The sequence below is a fragment of the Flavobacterium sp. CFBP9031 genome (assembly GCF_034044945.1).
In the GTDB taxonomy this organism is placed as follows: domain Bacteria; phylum Bacteroidota; class Bacteroidia; order Flavobacteriales; family Flavobacteriaceae; genus Flavobacterium.
The window spans coordinates 392,259-417,656 of the sequence record NZ_JAXCWF010000002.1 but is presented as its reverse complement, the minus strand read 5'-3'; the positions used below and the strand labels follow the sequence as shown (position 1 = coordinate 417,656).

At 33.6% G+C, this 25,398-nt stretch carries 23 protein-coding genes; 6 read left to right on the top strand and 17 right to left on the bottom strand.

The features are described 5' to 3' along the window. Positions 1–58 precede the first annotated feature (58 nt). Positions 59–943: a DUF808 domain-containing protein gene (locus SOM12_RS05345; RefSeq protein ID WP_320492670.1), complete on the bottom strand. Its 885-nt coding sequence runs from the start codon at positions 941–943 to the stop codon at positions 59–61. Between the two features lie 397 nt (positions 944–1,340). Further along, positions 1,341–3,938, bottom strand: coding sequence for an ATP-dependent chaperone ClpB (gene clpB / locus SOM12_RS05340; RefSeq protein ID WP_320492669.1), 2,598 nt, complete (start codon positions 3,936–3,938; stop codon positions 1,341–1,343). A 203-nt stretch (positions 3,939–4,141) separates the two neighbouring features. Here clpB and ytxJ point away from each other — a divergent pair, with 203 nt between their 5' ends. Further along, entirely contained in the window at positions 4,142–4,531 is a 390-nt protein-coding gene (gene ytxJ / locus SOM12_RS05335) for a bacillithiol system redox-active protein YtxJ (RefSeq protein WP_250835720.1), read from the top strand. Positions 4,532–4,663: 132 nt separating this feature from the next. On the opposite strand, the gene SOM12_RS05330 is transcribed toward ytxJ, so the two are convergent. Both SOM12_RS05330 and SOM12_RS05325 read right to left on the bottom strand, forming a co-directional pair. Then, positions 4,664–5,827: a hypothetical protein gene (locus SOM12_RS05330; RefSeq protein WP_320492668.1), complete on the bottom strand. Its 1,164-nt coding sequence runs from the start codon at positions 5,825–5,827 to the stop codon at positions 4,664–4,666. Beyond that, positions 5,824–6,825, bottom strand: a complete 1,002-nt coding sequence (locus SOM12_RS05325; protein WP_320492667.1) for a DUF2157 domain-containing protein — start codon at positions 6,823–6,825, stop codon at positions 5,824–5,826. Before SOM12_RS05325 ends, SOM12_RS05330 begins: the two co-directional genes overlap by 4 nt. Before the next feature lie 257 nt (positions 6,826–7,082). Between SOM12_RS05325 and SOM12_RS05320 the strand changes: the two genes are divergently transcribed. Then, positions 7,083–8,399, top strand: coding sequence for a T9SS type A sorting domain-containing protein (locus SOM12_RS05320; protein WP_320492666.1), 1,317 nt, complete (start codon positions 7,083–7,085; stop codon positions 8,397–8,399). Positions 8,400–8,484: 85 nt separating this feature from the next. Here the strand turns inward: SOM12_RS05320 and argH are convergent, their stop codons facing one another. The 10 genes from argH to SOM12_RS05270 all read right to left on the bottom strand — a co-directional run bounded on the left by argH (position 8,485) and on the right by SOM12_RS05270 (position 19,346). Beyond that, positions 8,485–9,765 (bottom strand): argininosuccinate lyase, encoded by a 1,281-nt coding sequence (gene argH, locus SOM12_RS05315; protein WP_320492665.1) that lies wholly within the window; start codon positions 9,763–9,765, stop codon positions 8,485–8,487. 91 nt (positions 9,766–9,856) lie between these two features. Next, the gene (locus SOM12_RS05310; RefSeq protein ID WP_320492664.1) at positions 9,857–10,927 is read right to left on the bottom strand and encodes a M20 family metallo-hydrolase; all 1,071 of its coding nucleotides are present in this window, start codon (positions 10,925–10,927) and stop codon (positions 9,857–9,859) included. A 285-nt stretch (positions 10,928–11,212) separates the two neighbouring features. Then, on the bottom strand, positions 11,213–11,986 hold the full coding sequence (argB, locus tag SOM12_RS05305; RefSeq protein ID WP_320492663.1) for an acetylglutamate kinase: 774 nt from the start codon (positions 11,984–11,986) through the stop codon (positions 11,213–11,215). Between the two features lie 96 nt (positions 11,987–12,082). Beyond that, positions 12,083–13,030: an N-acetylornithine carbamoyltransferase gene (locus SOM12_RS05300; protein ID WP_320492662.1), complete on the bottom strand. Its 948-nt coding sequence runs from the start codon at positions 13,028–13,030 to the stop codon at positions 12,083–12,085. An 84-nt stretch (positions 13,031–13,114) separates the two neighbouring features. Next, positions 13,115–13,876 carry a glutamate 5-kinase gene (gene proB / locus SOM12_RS05295; RefSeq protein WP_320492661.1) on the bottom strand — a complete coding sequence of 254 codons (762 nt, stop codon included), beginning with the start codon at positions 13,874–13,876 and terminating at the stop codon, positions 13,115–13,117. Between the two features lie 98 nt (positions 13,877–13,974). Then, entirely contained in the window at positions 13,975–15,168 is a 1,194-nt protein-coding gene (locus SOM12_RS05290; protein WP_320492660.1) for a glutamate-5-semialdehyde dehydrogenase, read from the bottom strand. Positions 15,169–15,253: 85 nt separating this feature from the next. Then, the gene (locus SOM12_RS05285) at positions 15,254–16,393 is read right to left on the bottom strand and encodes an aspartate aminotransferase family protein (RefSeq protein ID WP_320492659.1); all 1,140 of its coding nucleotides are present in this window, start codon (positions 16,391–16,393) and stop codon (positions 15,254–15,256) included. An 86-nt stretch (positions 16,394–16,479) separates the two neighbouring features. Beyond that, positions 16,480–17,457 (bottom strand): N-acetyl-gamma-glutamyl-phosphate reductase, encoded by a 978-nt coding sequence (gene argC / locus SOM12_RS05280; protein WP_095927667.1) that lies wholly within the window; start codon positions 17,455–17,457, stop codon positions 16,480–16,482. After that, the gene (locus SOM12_RS05275; RefSeq protein ID WP_095927668.1) at positions 17,450–18,643 is read right to left on the bottom strand and encodes an argininosuccinate synthase; all 1,194 of its coding nucleotides are present in this window, start codon (positions 18,641–18,643) and stop codon (positions 17,450–17,452) included. The genes argC and SOM12_RS05275 overlap by 8 nt, the downstream gene beginning before the upstream one ends. A 55-nt stretch (positions 18,644–18,698) precedes the next feature. Beyond that, the gene (locus tag SOM12_RS05270) at positions 18,699–19,346 is read right to left on the bottom strand and encodes a GNAT family N-acetyltransferase (RefSeq protein ID WP_095927669.1); all 648 of its coding nucleotides are present in this window, start codon (positions 19,344–19,346) and stop codon (positions 18,699–18,701) included. 201 nt (positions 19,347–19,547) lie between these two features. Here SOM12_RS05270 and SOM12_RS05265 point away from each other — a divergent pair, with 201 nt between their 5' ends. Next, positions 19,548–19,715: a hypothetical protein gene (locus SOM12_RS05265; RefSeq protein ID WP_162615021.1), complete on the top strand. Its 168-nt coding sequence runs from the start codon at positions 19,548–19,550 to the stop codon at positions 19,713–19,715. 102 nt (positions 19,716–19,817) lie between these two features. Here SOM12_RS05265 and SOM12_RS05260 read toward each other — a convergent pair whose 3' ends face one another. Next, positions 19,818–22,088, bottom strand: coding sequence for a M1 family metallopeptidase (locus tag SOM12_RS05260; protein WP_320492657.1), 2,271 nt, complete (start codon positions 22,086–22,088; stop codon positions 19,818–19,820). 185 nt (positions 22,089–22,273) lie between these two features. Between SOM12_RS05260 and SOM12_RS05255 the strand changes: the two genes are divergently transcribed. From SOM12_RS05255 to SOM12_RS05245, 3 genes are all read left to right on the top strand, one after another. Continuing rightward, complete coding sequence (locus SOM12_RS05255; protein WP_320492656.1) at positions 22,274–23,125, top strand: aldose 1-epimerase family protein; 852 nt, start codon at positions 22,274–22,276, stop codon at positions 23,123–23,125. Positions 23,126–23,133: 8 nt separating this feature from the next. Further along, the gene (locus SOM12_RS05250) at positions 23,134–23,682 is read left to right on the top strand and encodes a GNAT family N-acetyltransferase (RefSeq protein WP_320492655.1); all 549 of its coding nucleotides are present in this window, start codon (positions 23,134–23,136) and stop codon (positions 23,680–23,682) included. 110 nt (positions 23,683–23,792) lie between these two features. Further along, positions 23,793–24,347, top strand: a complete 555-nt coding sequence (locus tag SOM12_RS05245; RefSeq protein ID WP_320492654.1) for a DUF3575 domain-containing protein — start codon at positions 23,793–23,795, stop codon at positions 24,345–24,347. Positions 24,348–24,349: 2 nt separating this feature from the next. Here the strand turns inward: SOM12_RS05245 and SOM12_RS05240 are convergent, their stop codons facing one another. Continuing rightward, a complete protein-coding gene (locus SOM12_RS05240; protein ID WP_320492653.1) occupies positions 24,350–24,574 on the bottom strand; it encodes a VF530 family protein in 225 nt (74 codons plus the stop codon). Positions 24,575–24,684: 110 nt separating this feature from the next. Continuing rightward, a complete protein-coding gene (locus tag SOM12_RS05235; protein ID WP_320492652.1) occupies positions 24,685–25,323 on the bottom strand; it encodes a hypothetical protein in 639 nt (212 codons plus the stop codon). Positions 25,324–25,398 lie beyond the last annotated feature (75 nt).

Below are 25,398 nucleotides of genomic sequence, written 5' to 3'. Positions count from 1 at the left end.
AATAAAAAAAACACCAGTGCTAACTGATGTTTCCTTTAATGTATGTTCTTGATTTTTATTAAGCTGTTTTCTTCTTAAAAATCTTTTTGAATAGATTTACAAAAACTAAAACAACAAACCCTAGAGTTAATCCCACTGTAAATTCTTTAATGATAGAAGGGATTTTAATTTCTTCTGACAGATGATGAAAAAATGGAATATAATGCACAAATATTCCTCCTGCCACTAAAAGCAATGCAATTGTACCAATTACAGTTAGACCTTTTATAACAAGCGGTAACGCTTTTACTAATAAATTTCCAATAAATCGTGATGGACTTTTTTCGCTTTTGCTATATTTTATAAGCTTATAACCTGCTTCGTCCATACGAACAATAAGCGCTACAATTCCGTACACTCCTATTGTCGCAACTAATGCGATTATCGAAGTTACAATTATCTGCTGTGTCAGCGGTTCTTCTATTACAGTTCCCAATGCTATAATTACTATTTCTACAGATAATATAAAATCGGTAATGATTGCTGATTTTATTTTTCCTTTTTCAATTACTAGAATTTGTTCTTCTGTTAAATCCTCATTGGTAATTCCTTCTGATTCATCGTGCTTGTGAGGAAAGACAAATTCGTAAATTTTTTCGGCTCCTTCGTAAGCTAAAAACAATCCTCCAAGTACCAAAATTATTATAATTGCAATTGGCAAAAAAGCACTTAGTAAAAATGCAATTGGAAGAATAATAATTTTATTCAATAAAGAGCCTTTACTTATTGCCCATAAAACCGGTAATTCTCTTGAAGACGCAAATCCAGAAGCTTTTTCGGCATTTACTGCCAAATCATCTCCTAGAATTCCAGCTGTTTTTTTTGCAGCAACTTTACTCATTACTGCAACATCATCCATAATTGCTGCGATATCATCTAATAGAACAAAAAAACCTGAAGCCATTTTTAAATTTATTTTTATTTTTAGTGATGCGAATCTAGACATTTTGACTTAATCTGCCCAATAATCTTACACCAAAATTTGTGTTTTTATTCGTAATTTTCTGTATTGTGGTTTTAGTTACATTGTCCTAAAAGAACCCACAAAATAATAAAAACGATAATTGTTCCAAAACATCCTCCACCAAGCTTTTTAGCTCCGTAACCTGCCAATAATCCTCTAAATATATTGTTCATAATTTCTAATTTTAATTAATAATTTGCTGATTTTTATTTATTTAAAATTCATCCTTTTTTAGAAATATATTGTTATATGAATTAGATGAAAAGTTTCAAAATTTCAGGCAAAAAAAAGCACCAGTTAAAAAACTGATGCTTTTTTAAGATTAACATTAAAAAAATTAATTAGCGGTCTGGTTTCTAAAAACCAATTGGCCATCGAAAGCATCTAACAAAATGATGCTATCTGTTGTTATATTTCCTGCCAGAATTTCTTTTGACAGTTGATTTAAAACTTCTCTCTGCACGACACGTTTTACAGGTCTTGCTCCAAAATGAGGATCATAACCTTTGTCTGCCAAATAAGCAATTGCTTCTGGTGTTGCATCCATTGTAATACCTTGCAATGCCAGCATTTTTGTAACGCTTTTTAACTGCAGGCCTACAATTCTTGAGATGTTCTCTACCGTAAGGGGCGTAAACATTACAATTTCGTCAATACGGTTGATAAACTCCGGACGGACAGTTTGCTTCAATAATCCTAAAACTTCGTTTTTTGCCGCTTCTGTTGCTGCTTCTACTCCACCTTTTAGATTTTCAAATTTCTCCTGAATAATATTACTTCCCATATTTGAGGTCATAATAATAATTGTATTTCTAAAATCGGCCAAACGTCCTTTATTATCCGTCAATCGACCTTCGTCTAAAACCTGTAATAAGATATTAAACGTATCTGGATGTGCTTTTTCGATCTCATCTAACAGCACAACAGAATATGGTTTTCTACGAACAGCTTCTGTTAACTGACCTCCTTCATCATAACCTACATATCCTGGAGGTGCACCAACTAGACGGCTCACACTGTGACGTTCTTGATACTCACTCATATCAATACGCGTCATTGCATTTTCGTCATCAAAAAGATATTCGGCCAAAGCTTTTGCCAATTCGGTTTTACCAACTCCGGTTGTTCCTAAGAATAAGAATGATCCAACAGGTTTCTTCATATCCTGCAAACCGGCACGGCTTCGACGAACAGCATCACTCACGGCTTCTATCGCTTCTTCCTGACCTACTACACGTTTGTGCAGTTCATCTTCTAAATGCAATAGTTTTTCTCTTTCTGTCTGAAGCATTTTGGTTACTGGAATTCCAGTCCATTTTGCTACAACTTCTGCAATGTCTTCTCTGGTAACTTCTTCTTTAATTAAAGAATTTCCAGATTGAAATTCCTGCAATTGTTTTTGCAAAGTTTCCTGACGTTCCTGCGCTTCTTTTATTTTTCCGTAACGTATCTCAGCTACTTTTCCGTAATCACCATCACGTTCTGCACGTTCTGCTTCGTATTTAAAGTCTTCTATTTCATGTTTTACAGCCTGAATTCCGTCAACGATATCTTTTTCCTGTTTCCATTTCGCATAGATTTCGTTTCGTTCTTCTTTCAGGTTGGCCAATTCCATACCCAAAATTTTCAGCTTGCTTTCTTCTTTTTCACGTTTAATAGCTTCAATCTCAATTTCTAACTGCATGATTTTACGATCCAAAACATCTAATTCTTCAGGTTTTGAATTGATTTCCATACGCAATTTAGAAGCCGCTTCGTCCATTAAGTCAATCGCTTTATCTGGTAAGAAACGATTGGTAATGTAACGTTGTGAAAGTTCAACCGCTGCAATAATTGCCTCATCTTTAATTTGAACTTTATGATGCGTTTCATATTTTTCTTTAATTCCACGAAGAATCGAAACCGCACTTTCTGTATCTGGTTCATCAATAAGAACTTTTTGGAAACGTCTTTCAAGTGCTTTGTCCTTTTCGAAATATTTTTGATATTCATCCAAAGTCGTAGCACCAATTGCTCTTAATTCTCCACGAGCCAAAGCTGGTTTCAAGATGTTAGCCGCATCCATCGCGCCTTCACCTCCACCCGCTCCAACAAGCGTATGAATTTCATCAATAAACAAAACAATATCTCCGTCTGCAGCTGTAACTTCTTTCACAACCGATTTTAAACGTTCTTCAAATTCTCCTTTATACTTCGCTCCGGCAATCAAAGCTCCCATATCAAGAGAGAAAACGATTTTATCTTTTAAGTTTTCGGGAACGTCTCCGTCCACAATTCTATGTGCTAATCCTTCTGCAATAGCGGTTTTACCAACTCCAGGTTCACCAATAAGCATTGGGTTGTTTTTGGTTCTACGAGTTAGAATCTGCAATACACGACGAATTTCTTCATCACGCCCAATAACTGGATCTAATTTTCCTGTTCTAGCTAATTCGTTTAAGTTTTTAGCAAATTTATTTAGCGAATTATAGGTTTCTTCTGCCGAAGCCGAAGTTACTCTTTCGCCTTTTCTTAGTTCCTCAATAGCAGCTTTCAGACCTTTTCCTGTAACTCCTTGATCTTTTAAAATCTGAGAGACTTTACTTTTTGAGTCAAAAATGGCTAAAATTAAATGCTCGATCGAAACGTATTCGTCGTTCATTTTTTGTGCAATGATTTCTGCTTCATTCAAAGCTTTGTTTGCGTCTCTAGAAAGCATAACATCTCCTCCAGAAACTTTTGGAAAACTTTGAATTGTGCTATCTAAAATTTGTAAAAACAACGGCACATTTACATTTAATTTTTTCAAAATAAATGGCGCTACGTTTTCGTCAACTTCAAAAATAGCTTTAAAAATGTGTTCATTTTCAATTTGTTGCTGTCCATTTCGTTGCGCTAATTGCTGCGACAACTGAATGGCTTCCTGTGATTTGATTGTAAATTTATTTATATTCATATCTTTTGATCTTGATTGATTTAACTGTTTAAAATATATAGGATTAAAGTTACGATTTATTGAGGTAAATAGTTCGCTCAAATAATTTAACTTTGTATTCGAATAGACAAATTATATTCCACAGTAAAAAAACAGACAAAAAGACAGTTAAAATCAGTTTTTAACGCTTTTAACACGTCAAAAAGTCATAAAACAAACCAAATATGAGTTTTTTTAATTCAATCTTCGGAAGTTCAGAGAACTCAGAAGCAGCAAAAAGTAAAGTAAACTGGACTGAATTAACAGATATGCTTCAATTAATGGAAATAGAAGCGATCTCAAATGAAAAACCAGTTGTCATTTTTAAGCATAGCACAAGATGCAGCATCAGCCGAATGGCTCTAAAACAATTTGAAAGAGAATATGATCTTGAAGGTGTTGTTGACGCTTATTTTTTAGACTTAATAGCACACAGAGATATCTCAAATGAAATTGCAAGCAAATTTGGAGTTTATCATGAATCTCCACAGTTGATATTAATCAAAAACGGAAAAGCAGTTTACGATGTTTCGCACAGCGATATTGATGCAGAAGCATTGAAGAGTAAGATCTAAGTTATGAGTCAACTTAGACTACAACAAAATTAAAAGCCTGAAATTATTTGTATAATTTCAGGCTTTTAATTTTTTATGTCAACTCTAAATTTCAATCCAAATTAGCGCTCAACTCATAATTCATAATTAAACTTAAAAACTTCCGTCTGACCCTCCACCGCTGAAACCTCCTCCTCCAAATTCCATTGGAGAAGCTGTCTTAACTTCTGGTTTCATTCCAAAAGTTGAGGCTACAACTAAAGCTTCTGCATTTAACAAACTGTCTGAATGGTTTATTCTATCTGGTTTAAAAGTCAGACCGCTTTCTTTTTCCTTTAATTTTCTAATTGAAAAATAAGCTATAGCAAATAAAACTACACCGCCAAGCGTAAGCGCTACTTCAATTGGTAAAACCGAATGGTAAAATCGAATGGTATAGATTGAAAATGCAATTGCCAAAAAGCTCAACCAAAGCATTATTCTGTCTTTTGTTTTTAAAGCTTGCACCAAATAAACAATCGGCACCATAAAAGTAAAACCATAAAAGAAAAATGCAAACGGAATATCTGTTCCAGGTTTTACTTCTGTTCCTAAAAGTTCTGCAGAAAGTTCTCTTACAACCAAATAATTACAAGAAAGATAAAATAAAACCAAGCAAAAACTATTTGCTAGTAATAATCCGTTATAATAATAACTTTTACTTAGATGATTCATCCTCTTTTTGGTCAAAAAATAAAACAATCCTGCAAAAATCATTGCTACAAATGGCAAAATAGCTTTTCCAATATCTCCAAATTTAAACATTCCGAAAAACAAAAAGGCGGTTGCTGAAATGCAAAATACAAGCATTGACAATACGTGCAGATACCTTAAAAACATAAAAAGCGATCCCATTGCTACAAAAAAAGCAATTACTATTTCATGACCTTCAGTTGTTATTGCTATTGCTACGCCCAAACATAAAAGCGCATTTAATATAAAAGCATCATCTAAGCCATGATTATGATAATTTTGATTTGCAAGCAATTCTACTCCTGCAAATCCAACTATAGTAAAAATATAGCAGCAGATTTGAAAAAACACATTTTCTGCGCTTAATCCAAATAAAGAAATTGCTCCACAAATTGAACCATACAATAAGCAACCAAGCAAAAAGAAGCCTATTCTAACCAGAATATTACTCTGACTTTTTAAAACGGGCAGTTCTTTTTCTATAAATTTCTTCTGTTCTTTACTAATAAAACCTCCTTTGTACAAAGAATCTGCTTCATCGACCAAAATTTCATTATCTAATAATTGTTTGCTGTATACTATCATTCTGCTATCTCTTTATGAAATTTTTTAATCAATTTAATGAACATTACAATCGAACCAACAAAATAAGCTGGCAGTAAGAAAACTAATAATTCCCAAATATCAGAGAAATCAACATTTTCAAAAATTCTAAACAAAACAATATTTCCACCGATATAAGCATAAACAATCATAAATACATATAGCGACATTGCTTTATATTGGTAGCTCGCTTTATAAAAATAATAGGTTGAACCAGCTAAAACGAAAGCAAATATTACCCATATTAAGGTATCATAACCTGTTAAGTTACTAATTGCGGCGATACTTACAATGTGCAATGCAAAAGTGAGAAAAACTAAACCAAAATGGGTTTTAAGCGAAATTCGACTACTGTAGATCGTCCATAAAATCAGTAAAACTCCCAACATTACTGCTGAATAGCTTAAACTTTGGCTTGCATACAAATTATTACTGTCGTTAAATATTTCTTGTGGCGTAACCGAAAGTCCCACATAAGCGGCCAGACCCGTAATTGCAATCGTTAAAACACTTCTATTGTCAAAATAGTAAGCACAAAAGAAACTTACAACAGTTGGCACTAAAGTCGCTAATCCGTAATGTTCTCCAAAAGGTTTATATTGAAACTGAAGATATCCGATAAAAATACAAGTCAAGATATTGCCCGCCAAAACCAGATATTCTAAAACAGGATGCTCAAAAGTTGTTTCTGCTTTCTGAAAACCTTTAGAATGCTTGAAACAATAAAAAAAGCAGACTGCAATCACAATTAAAAGCAACGATAGAATAGCGATGTGTCCTATAGTATCAATATTTTCATAAATCAAAATTCCAATTCCGGAAGTAAATAACAATACTGATAAATAAAGGAATAGCTTTAATTCTGCATTTAATGAAAAGATATGTAGGCTTCGATAGGTTTTCACTTCTTCCAACTGGTTTTGTGTAATTAAACCCTTCTCGAAAAGATGAAGCGTAGATTGATCTTTAAATTTTTCCATTGGTACGTTTTAAACTGGTACATCAAATATATGTATTTAGCATGAATTTTCTCCTTTTACTTTAAAACCTTTACTGTTTTCTAAAAAATATCTCCAGATCGTGTCACAATTAAATAGTGTAAAAACAACATTTATAAATCTATAAATCAAAACTTTAAAACATAAATATTTGAAAAATTAATTTGAAATTATTTTTATTCTTTTACATTTGTGCAATCGATTACATTGACTATTAAACCACAAAAAACCACACTTAAATGAAAACAAAACTTATTGCATTGGCATTACTTTTGCCTTGCTCCTTTCTGTTTGCACAAAACTATTTTATGAGCGCACCAGAAGGATTTGGAGCTTCAGCAACTGGAGGCGGAAATGCAACTCCTGTAACTGTGACAACTTTAACCGACTTAACAGCAAAATTAAAACTGACTACTCCGCAGGTTATTTTAGTTTCTGGAATTATAAATTGTACCTACACTAGTCTGCTTGTGAATGACAAAACCATTATCGGTCTTCCTGGTGCTAGATTAGTCAATCTGGATCAAACTGCTACGGGTTCTGGAATTTTAAGTTTAAAACCTGGCTCCAATAATATTATTATTAGAAATCTAATTTTTGAAGGCCCTGGTGCGTATGATGTGGACGGACGTGACAATCTTACCTCAGAAGCTACTAATCTTTGGGTAGATCATTGCGAATTTCAAGACGGAATGGATGGAAATTTTGATAATAAAGGCGCAGCGGATAATATAACGGTTTCTTGGTGTAAATTTATTTATTTGAAAGCACCGAAAGCTGGAGGCTCTGGCGGAGCAGATGATCACCGTTTTTCTGATTTAGTTGGTTCTTCTAAAACCGACGCTCCTTCTGACGGACATTATAGCATTACTTTTAAAAACTGTTATTGGGCTGAAGGCTGTAAAGAAAGAATGCCAAGAGCAAGAAATGCCGAACTTCATATTTTAAACTGTTACTACAACACATCCGTTTCGGGTTCACTTGCAATTGGTTTAGGCGGCGGAAGCAACAACACAACATGTTATGTAGAAGGAACTGATTTTGCCAAAATCGGAACGGCTTTTAAAAACTATGTGAGCACAGATGGCGGAACAATTGGAATTGCTTTTACAGATTGCTTAAATGCGTCTGCAAATTCAGGAACTACGGCATCAAAACCTTCCTACACCTATAGTGTTTTGCCAATTGCAAATGTTGCTGGATTTATTTCAAACACTTCTTGTGGAGCTGGCGCAACACTTCAGGTTAATGCTCAAGGCGCTGTATCTACGAGCTGCAACAATTTGGGCTTAAATGATAATGTAAACAATCTGGATTTAAAATATTACCCATCGGTTATCAATCGTCTTTTGAATATTGATTTTTCAAGTTCGGACAATGGTTTAGCGGAAGTAGATTTATTTTCTTCAAATGGATCAAAAGTATATTCTCATTCTAAAAATGTTTCTCCAGATGAAAAATTAGAATTAAACGTTGGAAATCTTTCAAAAGGTATTTATGTATGCAAAGTTCAAATCGAAAATCGAAGCAAAACTTTTAAACTGGTAAAAAACTAAATTTACTCCATAAAAAAAGGTCATTGAAACAAATCAATGACCTTTTTTTCTTTTTATTGCTCACTTTTCACATTTAACAAAGAAATTAAAAAGCTGCTTTCATTTTATCTTTAATTGCATCAAGACATAAATTATTGATACTTCCTTCGTGCGTGTGTTTTGTTTCTTTTGGAGATTTGTACGTTCCAGCTTCCAATTGTTCTGCGACAGCCTTGTAAGCATCTCTAAAAGGCATTCCTTCTACTACCATTTCGTTTAAAGTATCTACCGTAAACAAATAATCGTATTTTTTATCTTCCAGAATATGATCTTTCACCGTAATATCTTTTATAGAAAATATTGCAATATCCAAACAAGCTTTTAGGTTTTGAATCGCTGGAAACAAACCTTCTTTTAAAAGCTGCAGATCTCTGTGATAACCGCTTGGAAGATTATTTGTAATTAAAGTTATTTCGTATGGAAGCGCCTGGATTTTATTGCATTTTCCTCTAATCAATTCGAAAACATCTGGATTCTTTTTATGAGGCATAATGCTAGAACCTGTTGTAAGATGCGCCGGAAGACCAATAAAGTCAAAGTTTTGGCTCATATACAAACAAACATCCATGGCAAATTTTGATAAAGTTCCCGCTACGCTTGTCATGGCAAAAGCAACTGTTTTCTCTGCTTTTCCACGGCTCATTTGTGCTGCTACAGCATTGTATTTTAAGGTTTCAAAACCTAATTCCTGTGTTGTAAATGTTCTATTGATTGGGAATGAACTTCCGTAACCTGCAGCAGAACCTAACGGATTCTGATCTACAATTTTAGAAGCGGCGTTCAACATTGTGATATCATCAATCAAACTTTCGGCGTAAGCCGAAAACCACATTCCGAATGACGATGGCATGGCAATTTGCAAATGCGTATAACCTGGTAATAAAACGTTCTGATGTTTCTCTGCCGATTCCATCAATAAATCAAACAATGTTTTTACTTGCTCTTTTATTGCTTTTAATTCGTCTTTTAAATACAAATGAACATCTACCAAAACCTGATCGTTACGAGAACGTGCGGTATGGATCTTCTTTCCTGCATCGCCTAGTTTTACGGTTAGAAGATATTCGATTTTAGAATGTACATCTTCAAAACTGTCTTCGATTTCGAAATTTCCAACTACAATATCTGCAATGATTTCGTTTAAGGCATCAACCAAAGAAGTTGTTTCTTCCTGAGTTAATAAACCAATCTGTCCCAACATTTTGGCGTGAGCAATTGAACCTAAAGCATCGTATTTTGCTAAAACTAAATCCAGTTCACGATCGTTTCCAACGGTAAATTGTTCGATTTGTTTATCTGTTGGTATTCCTTTTTCCCAAAGTTTCATAGGTCATGTTTTTTTTCGCCGCTAATTCACGAATTATTTTTGATAATCTTTGAACATACAAATTCGTGAATTCGTGGCGGTTTTTCTTTTCTTATAATTTAAAGAAATCTGTTAGTATTTTGATATACAGGTCAACTCCTTCTTCAATTTCATTTACAAAAATAAATTCGTCTGCTGAATGCGAACGCAACGTTTCTCCTGGTCCTAGTTTTAAAGACTGACAGCTTAAAACAGATTGATCTGAAAGTGTTGGCGAACCATAGGTTGTTCTTCCTAACGCAATTCCAGCCTGAACCAAACCGTGTTCAATTGGAATAGACGATGCGTTTAAATGCATTGATCTTGGCGTTACTTCGGCATTTACATTTGCTTTAACAACTTCCAAAATTTCAGCGTTTGTATAACGGTCTGTTACACGAATGTCTACAACCAAATCACATTCTGATGGTACAACATTATGTTGTTTCCCTGCGTTGATTTGTGTTACAGTCATTTTTACTGGACCTAAAACATCTGAGATTTTATCGAATTTATAGTTTTTAAACCATTCCATTACTGGAATTGATTTATATAAAGCATTATCATCATTTTGATGTGCAGCGTGGCTTGCGGTTCCTTTTACTTTTACATCCAAAACTAGTAAACCTTTTTCTGCAACGGCTAATTGCATTAAAGTTGGCTCTCCTACAATCGCGCAATCTAATTCTGGCAAATGTTTTAAAACACTATTTAAACCGTTTTTTCCGCTGCTTTCTTCTTCGGCGGAAGCCACAATTACAATATTATGTGACAGATTTTGATTTTCGTAAAAATGAACAAAAGTTGCTAATAACGAAACCAAGCATCCGCCTGCGTCATTACTTCCCAAACCAAATAGTTTTCCGTCTTTTTCTATTGCTTTAAACGGATCGTTTGTATATGCCTGATTAGGAGGTACCGTATCGTGATGTGAGTTAAGTAAAAGTGTTGGTTTGTTTTCGTCGAAATACTTGTTGAAAGCCCACACATTATTGTTTTCTCTCTTGAAAGGAATTTCATTCTGATTGAACCAATTTTCTATTAAAAGTGCCGTCTGATCTTCTTCACTTGAAAATGAAGGGGTTTCGATCAAGCTCTTTAATAAACTAATTGCTTCTTGGGTAAGCGTATCTATATTTTTCATTTTTGTTAGGTTCTGAGGCTATCCCGATAGCTATCGGGACTGAGATTCTAAGTTTTTTTTAAGCAATGACTTTACTAAATCTTAGCCAGAAAATTAATTGGCGCAAATTTCTTAAATTATTATTTAAAAGCACTGCGCAGTCCTGTTTTTTTGCCACTAATTGCACGAATTTTCACAAATTACCTTTTTGTGAGAGAATTAAAATCAAAATAAACTTTTTGATGTACGTCTAAAATTATTTTCTCTTTTAACAGAAAAATTAGAGTCAATTCGTGGCAACATTTTTTATAATATAATCGTTGTATGTGGAATATCTGAATTTTGAAGCATTTTATGGTGTCCAATTTTGATTTTCTGTACACCTCTTGATAAACTATTGAAGCAATTGTCCAATTTTGGAATCATTCCGGAATGGATTACTTTTTCTTCTTTTAAATTATTGTATAATGTTTCGTTAATCTCAGTTATCACAGATGAATCGTCTTCTGAATCTTGCAAAACACCTTGTTTTTCAAAACAATAGATCAGCGTCACATCAAAAACTTCAGATAATGCAATTGATAATTCGCTTGCAATAGTATCGGCATTTGTGTTTAGTAATTGTCCGTTTTTATCGTGTGTGATGGCACAGAAAACAGGAACAACTCCAGCTTCTAATAAAGTTGCCAGTAATTTGGTGTTGACTTGTTTTACATCGCCTACAAATCCGTAATCAATTGTTGGATGATTTCTTTTTACCGATTGAATTAAATTTCCATCAGCACCAGAAAAACCAATTGCGTTATTGCCTTTTGCCTGCAATTGCGCCACAATATGTTTATTGATTTGTCCGGCATAAATCATTACGACGACATCAAGCATTGGAGCATCTGTAATTCGACGTCCGTCAATCATTTGCGGAACCAAACCAATACTCTGAGCCATTTTTGTAGCCGATTTTCCACCGCCGTGAACTAAAACTTTATAGCCTTCAATTTTAGAAAAATCGGTTAAGAATTGCTCTAATTCTGCTGGATTGTCGATGATGTTTCCACCTATTTTTATTACGGTAACTTTCATAAGATTCTAAGGTTCTGAGATTCTAAGATACTAAGTTTTTTCTGCGCAAAGTTTCTTAGCATCTTAGTAGCTTAGAATCTTAGCAACTTTAAAAAATTACATTTTCTTCAAAATCTTTTGTAAAACTAATTGTGCAGAATACGTTCTGTTATTCGCTTGTTCGATTACGATTGAATTTTCTCCGTCTAAAACTTCGTCGCTTACAATTACATTACGACGAACAGGAAGACAGTGCATGAATTTTCCGTTGTTGGTTAAAGCCATTTTTTCGGCTGTCACAGTCCAGTTTGGATCGCTATTGGTTACTTTTCCGTAATCGTTAAAATTACTCCAGTTTTTTACGTAAACAAAATCAGCATTTTCAAAAGCCTTATCTTGGTTGTATTCGATTGTGCAGTCTTTTGTAATTTCTGGGCTTAATTCGTAACCTTCTGGATGTGTGATTACAAAATCCATATCTTTTTGCATCTGCATCATTTCTACGAATGAATTGGCAACTGCCTGAGGCAACGCTTTTGGATGTGGCGCCCATGAAAGCACTACTTTTGGTTTGTGTTTGGTTTTGAACTCTTCCATTGTAATCGCATCTGCCAAAGACTGTAACGGGTGACGCACAGCACTTTCCATATTTACAATTGGAACAGTTGCATACTTCAAAAATCCTGAAATTACAGTTTCCTGATAATCTTTTTCTTTATCTGCTAAACCTGCAAAAGCACGAATTGCGATAATATCACAATATTGAGAAACTACTTCTGCAGCTTCTTTAATATGTTCTGAAGCACCAGAATTCATTACCGCTCCGTCTTCAAATTCTAAAGTCCATCCTTCGTTAGTAAAATTCATTACCATAACGTTCATTCCTAAGTTCATTGCCGCTTTTTGTGTGCTCAAACGCGTTCTTAAACTTGGATTGAAGAATAACATTCCAAGAGTTTTATTTTTTCCTAAACTTTGATTTTTAAGCGGATTCTTTTTGATTTTAATCGCTTGTTTTACCCATTTTGATAATGAGTTGATGTCTTTTATTGAGATATAGTTCATTTGTTTTTTTAATTTAGATAATGTGATAATTAAAAAATTGGATAATTGTGCTTTATCTAATTAACTAATTTTCTAATTAATTCATTAGATTATTTTAGTAAACGGAATTTCGTCTTTTAATGCCTTTAAAATAAAATTATCATTTAATCCATTGACAATCCAGGTTTCGATATTCGCTGCTTTTGAAATTGCAGCCGCTTCTATTTTGGACTGCATTCCTCCTGTTCCGTGTGATGATTTCGATTCTCCGATTTCCTTTTCTAACGACTTCAAATCATTTACCAATTTGATTGTTTCTGGATTTTCATCGTGAATAGAATCTTTCGTATAAATTCCATTTGTATTAGTGGCTATTATCAGAATATCAACATTTAAAAGAACCGCTGTTAAAGCTGCTAATTTATCATTATCTCCAAATCGAATCTCATCTGTTGCAACGGTATCATTTTCATTGATAATCGGAATGTAATTATTTTTAACTAATACATTAATGGTATTTACAATATTCTTTTTGGTCTGTTCTTTTTCGAAATCAGAATAAGAAAGTAAACACTGTGAGGTATTTAATCCTAAATCTTTGAAATTTTCATTGTAAATCCGCATTAAATGAGGCTGTCCTATGGAGGCTAAAGCTTGTTTTACAAAAACATCTTTATCTTGATTATCCAGCTTCACAAACTGCTTTGCCGCCGCAATTGCTCCAGAACTCACTATGATAAATTCATACTCGTCATTTAAAGCCGCAATCTGTATTCCGAGGTCTTCAATCTTTCCCCGCGAAATATGATTGGTTTCTTTGGTTAAAGTATTACTTCCTATTTTTAATAAAATCCGTTTTTTTGTCATTTTATTTAAAGATACTAAGGTTCTAAGATGCTGAGATTCTAAGTTTTTTTTTAGAATTATCTAATTATCTAATTGCCTCAATTTTCATATTATCTCAATTACCTAATTTGTCCTTCTCCATACACGTACCATTTGTTTGTTACGAGATGTTGAAGACCAATTGGACCTCTTTGGTGAAGTTTATCGGTACTTATTGCTAATTCGCCACCAAGTCCGAATTGTCCTCCGTCTGTAAAACGGGTTGAAGCATTTTGATATACTGCTGCAGCATCTATTGCTTCCATAAATTGTTGTGCCGTTTCGTCGTCTCTTGTTATAATTGCTGCAGAATGTCCTCCACAGTATTTATTAATCATATCGATTGCATGATTCTGAGAATCGATGGTTCCAATTACAATTTTATAATCTAAAAACTCTTCGTACCAAATATCTTCGTTTTGAAGTGTTTTCGTGTTTTCGAAATTCTCTAATGATTTATCTACAATAACTTCTACTTTTGCTTCTATTAAAGCCTCAATCAGCATTGCTGTGAAGCCTTCAAAATTAGGAAGTTTCGAATCTATTAAAACTTTATCTAAAGCATTACAAGCCGAAATTTTAGCTGTTTTAGCATTTAAAATTACTTTTAAAGCCAAATCTGTATCTGCTTTTTCATTAACGTAAACAAAATTATTTCCGCGTCCGCTTACGATTACGGGACAAGTTGCATGCGCTTTTACAAACTCAATTAGTTTTTCTCCTCCTCTTGGAACAATTAAATCAACTTTTTGAGTTGGTTTTTCTAAAAACGCCTGAGTTTCTGTTCTGTTGTAATTCAAATATTCTACCCAGTCTTTCGAAACTCCGTTTTCTTCTAAAGCTTTGTGCCAAAGACTTACAATTTTCAAATTTGATTTTAAAGACTCTTTTCCTCCTTTTAATAAAATTTTATTTCCGGATTTAAACGCAATTCCGCCCGCTTCTATTGTAACATCTGGACGAGATTCGTAAATGATTAAAATCGTTCCGAAAGCAGCGGTTTTATTAATGACTTTTATTCCATTATCATGAGTAAAATGAAAACGCTCAACACCAACGGGATCTTCTTGAGAAGCTAATTGGTTTAATGATAAAATCATTTCGTCAACTTTTTTATCATCTACTTTTAGGCGTTCTTCCATCGCTAAATCTGAACCGTCATAATCTGCAAGATCTTCCTGATTGGTCAAGATTATCTCATTCCGCTCCTGCTCGACCAGCTTTGCCATAGAGCGCAAAACTGCATTGCGTGTTTCAATTGATAATGGTTTCATTTTTTTGGTTTAATTGGTTAATCGTTAATTCGTTTAATCGATTAACCAGTTAAACGATTAAACGAGTTAACAGTTATAGGCAAACTTATTTTTTAAGTTCTTCTAAACTTTCTTTTAAAGCTTTTACAAACGTATCAATATCAGCTTTTTTCACAGTTAATGGCGGTAAAATTCTTAATAGATTTTTATTGTTGGCACTTCCTGTAAAAATGTGTTTTTCGATGATTAATTTCTTTCTTAAAGCAGCTACATCAAAATCAAACTCAACTCCAAGCATTAATCCTTTTCCTTTTACTTGTTTGATGCCTTCAACTTCTTTGATTTTCTCTAAGAAATATTCATAAACTTCGTTTACATTTTTCTGTAAATCTAGTTTTTCGATTACATCTAAAACCGCAATTCCCGCTGCACAAGACAAATGGCTTCCGCCGAAAGTCGTTCCTAATAATCCGAAACTTGCTTCGAATTTTGGAGAAATTAAGATCGCTCCAACAGGAAATCCGTTCCCCATTCCTTTTGCTACTGAAATAATATCAGCGTTAATTCCGTGATGTTGAAAAGCGAAGAATTTCCCGCTTCTTCCGTATCCTGACTGCACTTCATCTAAAATTAAAACAACATCGTGTTTTTTACAAGCTTTTTCTAAAGCCTGAAAAAACTCAGTCGTTCCTTGGTCTAAACCTCCAACTCCTTGAATTCCTTCAATAATCACTGCTGTAACATCTCCTTTAGCCAATTCAGCTTCAACTAATTCGATTTGATTAAGAGGTAAAAAAGTAACAACTTGCTGGGCATTTATTGGCGCAACAATTTTCTTATTATCAGTAACCGCAACTGCTGCAGAAGTTCTTCCGTGGAAAGAATTATCAAAAGCCACAACTCTCGATTTTCCGTTGTGGAAAGAAGCTAGTTTTAAAGCATTTTCATTGGCTTCAGCACCAGAACTGCATAAAAACAATTCGTAATCTTCAAGACCAGAAAGTTTTCCTAATTTCTGAGCCAATTCCACCTGTAAAGGGTTCTGAATCGCATTCGAATAAAATCCTAAATGATCTAATTGATTCTTCAATTTTTCTACATAATCAGGCTGTGTGTGTCCGATAGAAATCACACCATGTCCGCTGTATAAATCTAAATATTCTACTCCTTTGTCGTCAATAATTGTACAATCTACTGCTTTTACTGGAGTTATGTCGTATAATGGGTAAACGTTGAATAAGTTCATTTTTGTTTTGTTTATTTTGTTTCAGGTTTCATGTTTCAAGTTGTCTACAGAACGTGAAACTTGAAACATGAAACTTGAAACTATTATTAAAATCCGCTTGGTTTCAAATGTAAACCTGTGGTTTCTTCTAATCCGAACATTAAATTCATGTTTTGAATTGCTTGTCCTGAAGCACCTTTGGTTAAGTTATCGATAATTGATGTTATGAGAACCCGGTTTCCTTTTTTCAATAAACTGATGATACATTTATTCGTTTGCACCACTTGTTTCATGTTGATGTTTGTTGTGGTAACGGTTACGAAAGGCTCATTTTTATAGAATTCTTCGTATTTAGCCACCAATTGTTCCAAACTATCGTCGCATAATGTATATAAAGTTGCAAAAATTCCTCTTGGAAAATCTCCTCTGTTCGGAATAAAAAGCAATTCGCTGTCAAAATCATCTTGCAACTGAACCAAACTTTCTGAAATCTCACCTAAATGCTGGTGTTCAAAAGCTTTATAATGTGACATATTATTGTTTCTCCAACTGAAATGAGAAGTTTCTGAAAGACTTACTCCTGCTCCAGTACTTCCGGTTGTGGCATTAATATGAACATCATTATTCAATAAATTATGTTCTGCTAAAGGTAATAAAGCCAATTGAATAGCAGTTGCGAAACAACCTGGATTTGCGATATAATTTGCTTTTTTGATTTCGGCTTTATTGATTTCAGGCAATCCGTAAACAAAATCTTTTCCTTCAAAATGAGCGTCTTTATTTAATCTGAAATCATTTCCTAAATCGATGATTTTGGTATGGCTTGCAAACTGATTTTCTTTCAAAAATGAAATCGATTTTCCGTGACCTAAACACAAGAAAACAACGTTCACATTTGGATTGATTTCATTCGTGAAATTCATTTCGATATCGCCCATCAAATCTTGGTGCGCCACAGAAAGCGGCTTTCCAGCGTTTGTTGTGCTGTAAACAAAATCGATGTTTACTTTGGGGTGATACATTAAAATTCTGATGAGTTCTCCGGCCGTGTAGCCCGAACCACCAATAATTCCGACATTAATCATGATCTAATTTGTTTACAGATGAGAAAATATTTTGTGCATTTCCTAAAATCTTAATAAATCCTTTTGCATCGTCAGATGTCCAAGCATTGTTCATTTCGCCATATTGACCGAAACCTGTGTTCATTAAATCATTTTCAGATTCAATTCCATCAAGTGAGAAATGATATGGTTTTAAAGAAACTGTTACCGTTCCGTTTACTGTTTTTTGCGTGTCTTGCAAGAACGTTTCAATGTTTCTCATCACTGGATCTAAGAACTGACCTTCGTGGAATAACATTCCGTACCAGTTTCCTAATTGTTCTTTCCAGTATTGCTGCCATTTTCCAAGAGTATGTTTCTCTAATAAATGGTGCGCTTTGATGATAATTAACGGAGCTGCAGCTTCAAAACCAACTCTTCCTTTAATTCCAATAATCGTATCTCCAACGTGAATATCTCTACCAATTGCGTAAGCACTTGCCAGTTTTTCTAGAGCTACAATATTATTTGATGGTTTGTCCGTTTTTCCGTTTAAACCAACTAATTCTCCTTGCTCAAAATGAAGCGTTACTTTCTCTTCTCCTTCTTTTTGCAATTGAGAAGGATACGCTTCACTTGGCAACGGTTGTCCTGAAGTTAAAGTTTCTTTTCCTCCAACACTTGTTCCCCAAAGTCCTTTATTGATAGAATATTGTGCTTTTTCCCAAGAATAGTGAACTCCGTTTTGAGCTAGATAATCCACTTCTTCTTGTCTTGACAATTTTAAATCTCTAATTGGCGTAATGATTTCGATTTCTGGAGCAATAGTCTGAAAAATCAAATCAAAACGAATTTGGTCGTTTCCTGCACCAGTACTTCCGTGAGCGATTGCAGTTGCTCCTACTTTTTTCGCATATTTTATAGCTTCAATTGCCTGAAAAACACGCTCAGCACTTACTGATAATGGGTATGTATTGTTTTTTAATACGTTTCCAAAAATCAAGTATTTTATAGCTTTATCGTAATATTTATCTAAAATTGTTAAGTTGGCATGTTGTGCACTTCCTAATTCGTAAGCTCTTTTTTCTATTGCTGATAATTCTTCTGCGCTAAATCCTCCTGTATCAACAAGAACGGTATGAACCTCATAACCTTTTTCGTTCTTTAAATATTTCAAACAATACGAGGTATCTAATCCTCCGCTATAAGCTAATACTACTTTTTTCATTTTTTATAATTTAGGCTAATACTTTCGTATATAGCAGTTTGAGATTTCTTTTTAATTAAATTTTAAATAAAAAAACAAATGACAATATTTTGTTTAAAAATAGAGCCTGTTTGATTTTCTTAAGTCTGCTTAAAACAGCCTCATTAAAAGGATGTCTTGGCGGTGTTTTTTGTTTTTCTTTTGGATCGTATAACATTCCAGTACAAAGACACATTTTGTTTTCTTTGCTTTGTAAAATTGGGAAGTTAGTACAGGTTTTACAACCCGCCCAGAAACTTGGATCGGTTGTCAATTCTGAGAAAGGAACTGGTTTATAGCCTAATTCAGAGTTAATTTTCATAACAGCTAAACCTGTAGTAATTCCAAATATCTTAGCATCTGGAAATCTTTTCAAAGAATAATCAAAAACTTTGGATTTTATTTTTTTTGCCAAACCATGACTTCTATAATCTGGATGTACAATTAATCCTGAATGAGCAACGAATTTTCCGTGCTGCCAGCTTTCTATATAGCAAAAACCTGCAAATTTTCCGTCTGCCAAAGCAATCATCGCATCACCATTTGCCATTTTTTTCTGAATGTACTCAGGAGTCCTTTTAGCAATCCCCGTACCTCTTAATAAGGCAGACGATTCTATCGTATCGCAGATTTCCTGCGCATACTTAAAGTGTTCTTCTTGAGTTACAACAATAGAGATCTTCATTTCAATTATTGAAGTTAGAGTTAAAAATTAAAGCATATTGATTCGCTTGAAATCCAGAATTGAATCCAATAAAATTAAGCATAAAAGAAGTAACTTCCTCAAAACCAAAACATTGATTAAGAAAATTTACAAAATAATAAATACTTTTAGGATGCGTTTGTCCAATGGACAAATTATGTGATTTCAAAATGAAAAATGGATATGAATAAATATACGGCTATAAAACTCAGTGAACACTATAGAGATAGTGTCCGTACTTCGGGAGAAGTAATCGGTGAGTTTGTCCGTGACAAAGAAGTTATATGTAAACTTATTTTATTCATCGGTGCAAAAGTACATTATTTTTTTATTTACAAAACAAAAAATTAAAATTCTAACATTTTTTTTAGGTTTTGTTAATATATGCAAAAATAAAAACCCGATAATTATTTCTAATTATCGGGTTTTAAATAGGTTATATCTCTATAATTTTTACTTCTTAGTAAACTGCATTATTTGTCCATTATCTAAAATTGTCATGTCAAACGCATTTTTAGCTTCATTAAATTTAAATTTTAATCCCGCTCTTTTCGATTCAAATGTGTCTTTTTCGCCTGGTACAGGTTCTAATGTAAACTTAGGATAATTTGGAAGTTCGGCAACTAAAGCACTATTTTTTTCTGTCAGTTCAATAGTTAAAGGAGATTTTGCTGTAGCATATTTACCTAAATATCCATCTAAAATAATATCTTTTTCCAATTTACCTTTTGCTGCTGTCCAAACATTATTTGAGTCGTTATTATCTGGAAAAACATGATCAGGATCTAACGTAATACTTTCAATTTCTTCTGTAGAATTGTGTTTGAAAGACCAGCTTTTATTACGCTGCCATACTTCTACCGGAAGATTAACTCTAGTCACTTTTCCGCCTTTTGTTTTCACATCTAAAACAATTGGCATTGGCATTTTATCAAAATTTTCAACTGTGATTATGGCACCTTTAGCAGGATCGTTTTTCACATATTTTACAGAATTAACACCTTGATCAAAACGCCAATTATTTACGTACCAGCTTCTCCAGAACCAGCTTAAGTCTTCACCAGCCACATTTTCCATAGATCTAAAGAAATCATCTGGTTGTGGATGTTTATATGCCCAACGCTGAATATAGGTTCTAAAAGCAGTATCAAAACGCTCTTTTCCTAAAATCTGTTCTCTTAAAATCACTAAACCTGCGCTTGGTTTAAAGTAGCATAACATACCAATATTAGCTTCCTTCATGTTATCAGGAGAACTCATAATCGTTTCTAAGTCGGGTCTAGTAAACGGTTCTGCTTGTTCGTGCAAATCTGTTGGCTGTTCTTTGTACTCTCCATTATTAAATGCAGCAGTGCTTAACGAGTTAATAAAAGTGTTAAATCCTTCATCCATCCAAGCAAACAATCTTTCATTAGAACCAACAATCATTGGAAACCAAATATGTCCAAATTCGTGATCTGTAACTCCCCATAAATCTGCTCCTTTAGATTTCCATCCGCAGAAAACAATTCCAGGATATTCCATTCCTCCTTCATTACCTGCAACGTTTGTAGCTGCTGGATAAGGATATTCGAACCATTGTTTAGAATAATGTTCGATTGAAGCTTTCACATATTCTGTAGAACGTCCATAAGCACCTTGCCCATCACTTTCAACTGGATAAGCAGACAATGCTAATGATTTTTTACCGCTTGGAAGGTTAATTTTAGCGCCGTCTAAGATAAAAGCCGGAGAAGATGCCCAAGAAAAATCACGTGCATTTTTGATTTTATAATGCCATGTTTTTTCAGTTCCTGAATTGCTATTTGCTGTTGCGTTAACTTCATCAGCAGTACGGATCATAACTGTTTTATCACTGTTTGAAGCGTCTTTATATCTTTTTAATTGCTCAGCAGAAAATACTTCCTGACCGTTTAGCAATTCTCCTGAAGCTACAACGTAGTGATTTCCTGGAACTGTAAGTTTCACATCAAAATCTCCATATTCTAAGTAAAACTCAGACGCACCTAAATAAGGAGCTGTATTCCATCCTCTAACATCATCATACACACACATACGTGGGTACCATTGTGCAATTGTGAAGATTTTTCCGTTTTTAGTTTCCAAAACTCCCATTCTATCAGACCCCTCGAAAGGCGCGATGAAAGAAAATTCGATTTTAACTTTTACAGAGCCTCCTTTTGCAGCTAATTCTTGTGGAAGGAAAATCTGCATTCTTGTGTCTGTAACTATATATTTAGCAACTGTTTCTGTTTTAGTTTTTCCACCAGTAATTACTTTTACAGATTTAATTTTATTTCCACCATCAAAAACTTGTCCTTGGGCTCCGTTACGGCTTCCTGTCAAAGGCACGATAGCGTTTCCTCTAGAATCTTCTTTAAATAAGTTCTGATCTAAATTCAGCCAAAGAAATGATAATTTATTAGGGCTATTATTAGTATAAGTAATTTCATCTGTCCCTACAATCTCATTTGTAGTTCCGTTTAATTTTGCCGTAATCTGATAATCGGCTCTATTCTGCCAATACTCAACTCCTGGCTCACCACTTGCAGTACGAGTTGATGTAGCATTTTTGGTGTAAAAATGAGGTCCAAAGGCATCATGATAATTGTAATTGTTTACCGGATTTGCTGCTGTCGCTGACGGGGTTTGCTGCGCCCATACTGAAGAAATCCCAAAAAATAAAGCCGCGGTTAAAATGGCTTTTGCAGATTGCTTTTTCATATTTTTTAGCTGTTTATGTAGCAAATTAATGAAAAAAAAAGCTATTTACAGAGAAACTTTAAAACATAAATTCAATTTTAGCAAAATTTTATCAATAAAATAATTTAAGCCTTTTTCTTAAAAAACTAAATTTTATAAAATATATTTACATCTCTATAAAAAATATTCATTTTATATTCAACATTGTGACTACAACTATTTCAAATTCAATATTAAAAGCTTCCATTAAACATGCTGGAGCTGAATTATTTTCATTAAAAGACAATCAAGAAAATGAATATATCTGGGAAGGCAATCCAGATTTTTGGGGCAAACATTCTCCCGTACTTTTTCCAATTGTAGGAACTTTAAAAAATAACACTTACACAATCAACGAAAAAGAATACCATCTGCCACGCCATGGTTTTGCTCGTGACATGGACTTTGAATTGATTGAAAAAACGGAAAACAAAGCTGTTTTCTCTCTTCAATCTTCTGAAGAAACATTACAGAAATATCCTTTTGAATTTGAATTGCAGCTTATTTATACGCTTAATGAAAACGCATTGGAGCTTGAATACAAAGTCATTAATAAAGGAAAAGAAAAAATGCCTTTTTCTATTGGAGCGCACCCAGCAATTGCTCTTCCTGATCATTTTGAAAATTATGTCCTTCAATTTGAAAAAGAAGAAAGTTTAAAATACTACCTTCTTGAAAACGATTTGATTTCGTCTAAAACTAAAATTCTAGAAACAAAAAACAATTTAGTTCCTTTAAATTACGAGCTTTTTAAGAACGATGCTTTAATCTTTAAAACATTAGAATCAAAATCTTTAATCATTTTAAACAATTCAAAACCTTATATAAAAGTTGATTATAAAGATTTTCCAAGTTTAGGAATCTGGACAAAAGAAAACGCTCCTTTTATCTGTATTGAACCGTGGCTTGGATATTCTGATACTGATGAAAACACAGGAGATTTATACCAAAAAGAAGGAATTTTGACATTGGAAGCAAACAAAGATTGCAGTGCAAAATTTACTATAACAACATTATAATAAAGAAAATGTTAGATTTTAACTTTACTCCATTTCCTGTAATAGAAACAGAACGCATAATTCTAGACAGACTTAATCACAAAGACGTACAGGAAGTATTTGAACTACGTTCTAATCCTGAAATCATGAAATTTATTCCAAGACCTTTAACAAAAAATCATGAAGACGCTTTGGAACACATCAAAATAATCAATGATAAAATTGACGATAACACTGGAATAAATTGGAGTATCAGACTAAAAGGCAACCCTAAGTTGCTTGGAATTATTGGTTTTTACAGATTGCAACCTGAAAATTACCGAGCAGAAATAGGTTATATGCTTTCAGCTGATTATCATGGAAAAGGAATCATTCCAGAGGCTGTAAACCGACTAATTAAATTTGGTTTTGAAGATTTAAAACTTCACTCAATAGAAGCTGTAATTGATCCAGGAAATCATGCCTCAGAAAAAGTATTGCAAAAATGTGGATTTGTTAAAGAAGCGCATTTAAAAGAATCAGAATTTTGGGAAGGAAAATTTCTTGATAAGGTAATTTATTCATTATTAGAAAAGTAGATTTTTATTCTTGTTAAAATAATCTTATAGGCAATTGTTCTCTAGCATTATACGTTATATTTGCGCTCGAAATCAGCAAAAAAAGCTGTTTTTGAATCCAAAACATTTTTATGAAAAAAATACCTGCCCTACTTGTTCTTTTATTTTGTATGCAATTACAAAGTCAGACATTTGTAAAATTTAACGGTGCAACTGCTTTGTTTTTAGTTCCTAATATTGGAATAGAAACTAGCATTGGAGAGAAAACCACATTTAGTGCCGATGTAATGGCTTCTTTCTGGGAATCGTTTAACGGCCATAATCCAATGAAATTTATTACTATTACTCCAGAAGTACGTTACCATTTTAAAGAAAAATATAACGGTTTTTATGTAGGAGGACATATTGGAGCTGACAAATACGAATTGCAAAAATGGAACTATTGGAACAGTAATCACTATGAAGACGGTTTTGGCTACAGACTTGGCGCTACAGTTGGTTACAACCTAAAACTAAGTGATAAGTTTTTACTTGACTTTTTTGTAGGCGGTGGATGGCACCAAGGTTTTTATAAAGGATATTATAATGATGGAACTCCAGGAAGGTATGAAAAAGCTCCGAATTATAATAAAAGTGGTGAATGGCTTCCGTACCGTGGAGGTGTTATGATTTCATATAAATTATAAAATCAGCTTAACTTAGGAAGCGTTTTTACATAAAGCTCTTCTACTTTTTTACGAGCCCAATCTGTTTTTCTCAAGAATGTAAGACTCGATTTTACACTCGGATTTGAATTAAAGCATTTTACTGGAATTAATTCTCCTAAAGTATCAAATCCATAATGATTGACTAAAGTTTCGACAATTTTTTGAAGCGTGATTCCGTGAAGGGGATCTTTAGATTGATTTTGCATTTTATACTTTTTAGATAATAAATCAAAAAGACCGTACTAGGAAAAGTACGGTCTTTTCTTTTTGCAAAATTACTAAAATAGAATTTTACGATAATCAAATAAAGAATAAATTAGAATACGAATTTAAATCCGACAGAAACAGGAGAGGTCAAATTTGGGTTACTTCCTGCTAAAGCTGTATTGTAAAACGGATCTACATTGGCAACATGTGCTAAACCAAAATTGGTAACTGTAGTTTTGTCTCCAGTTTTAGGATCAAGTGTTGTTGATGTAAAGTTTGCTAAATCATAAGAAAACTCCACAGAGAAATTCTTAGTCACGAAATAATCAAATCCGCCTGATAGAGACAACCCAACTTGATTTACTTTTAACTCACTTTCTTTTTCTTTACCAGTAATAATAGGCACTGCCAATTGTCCGAAGAAATAAAGTGAACCAGCAACATTCCAGTATTTTCTAACTAAAGGCTGCGCTACAAATAAATTTGTTTTTGCTGCAGTTCCAGCATCAGAATCTGCTTTAATGTTGATAAAACCAACTCCTGCACCTACCGCAACAGATGGTGTTACAAACGTTCCAACAATTGGCAGCACAGATAATGTAGTATTTTTTTCATCTGCCGTTTTAGTTTGTCGATAACCGAATTGAGAGGTTGCAAACCATGCTCCTTTTAGTCCTTGAGTTGAATCCTGGGCTTTAGCGGTTAAACCCATAATTACAACGCCGACTAGCGTTACAATTTTTTTCATTATTAAATTTGTTTTAGAAATTATGAGACAAACTTAAAAGGAAGCGTTTTTGTCCTAGATGATTAAAATCATAGA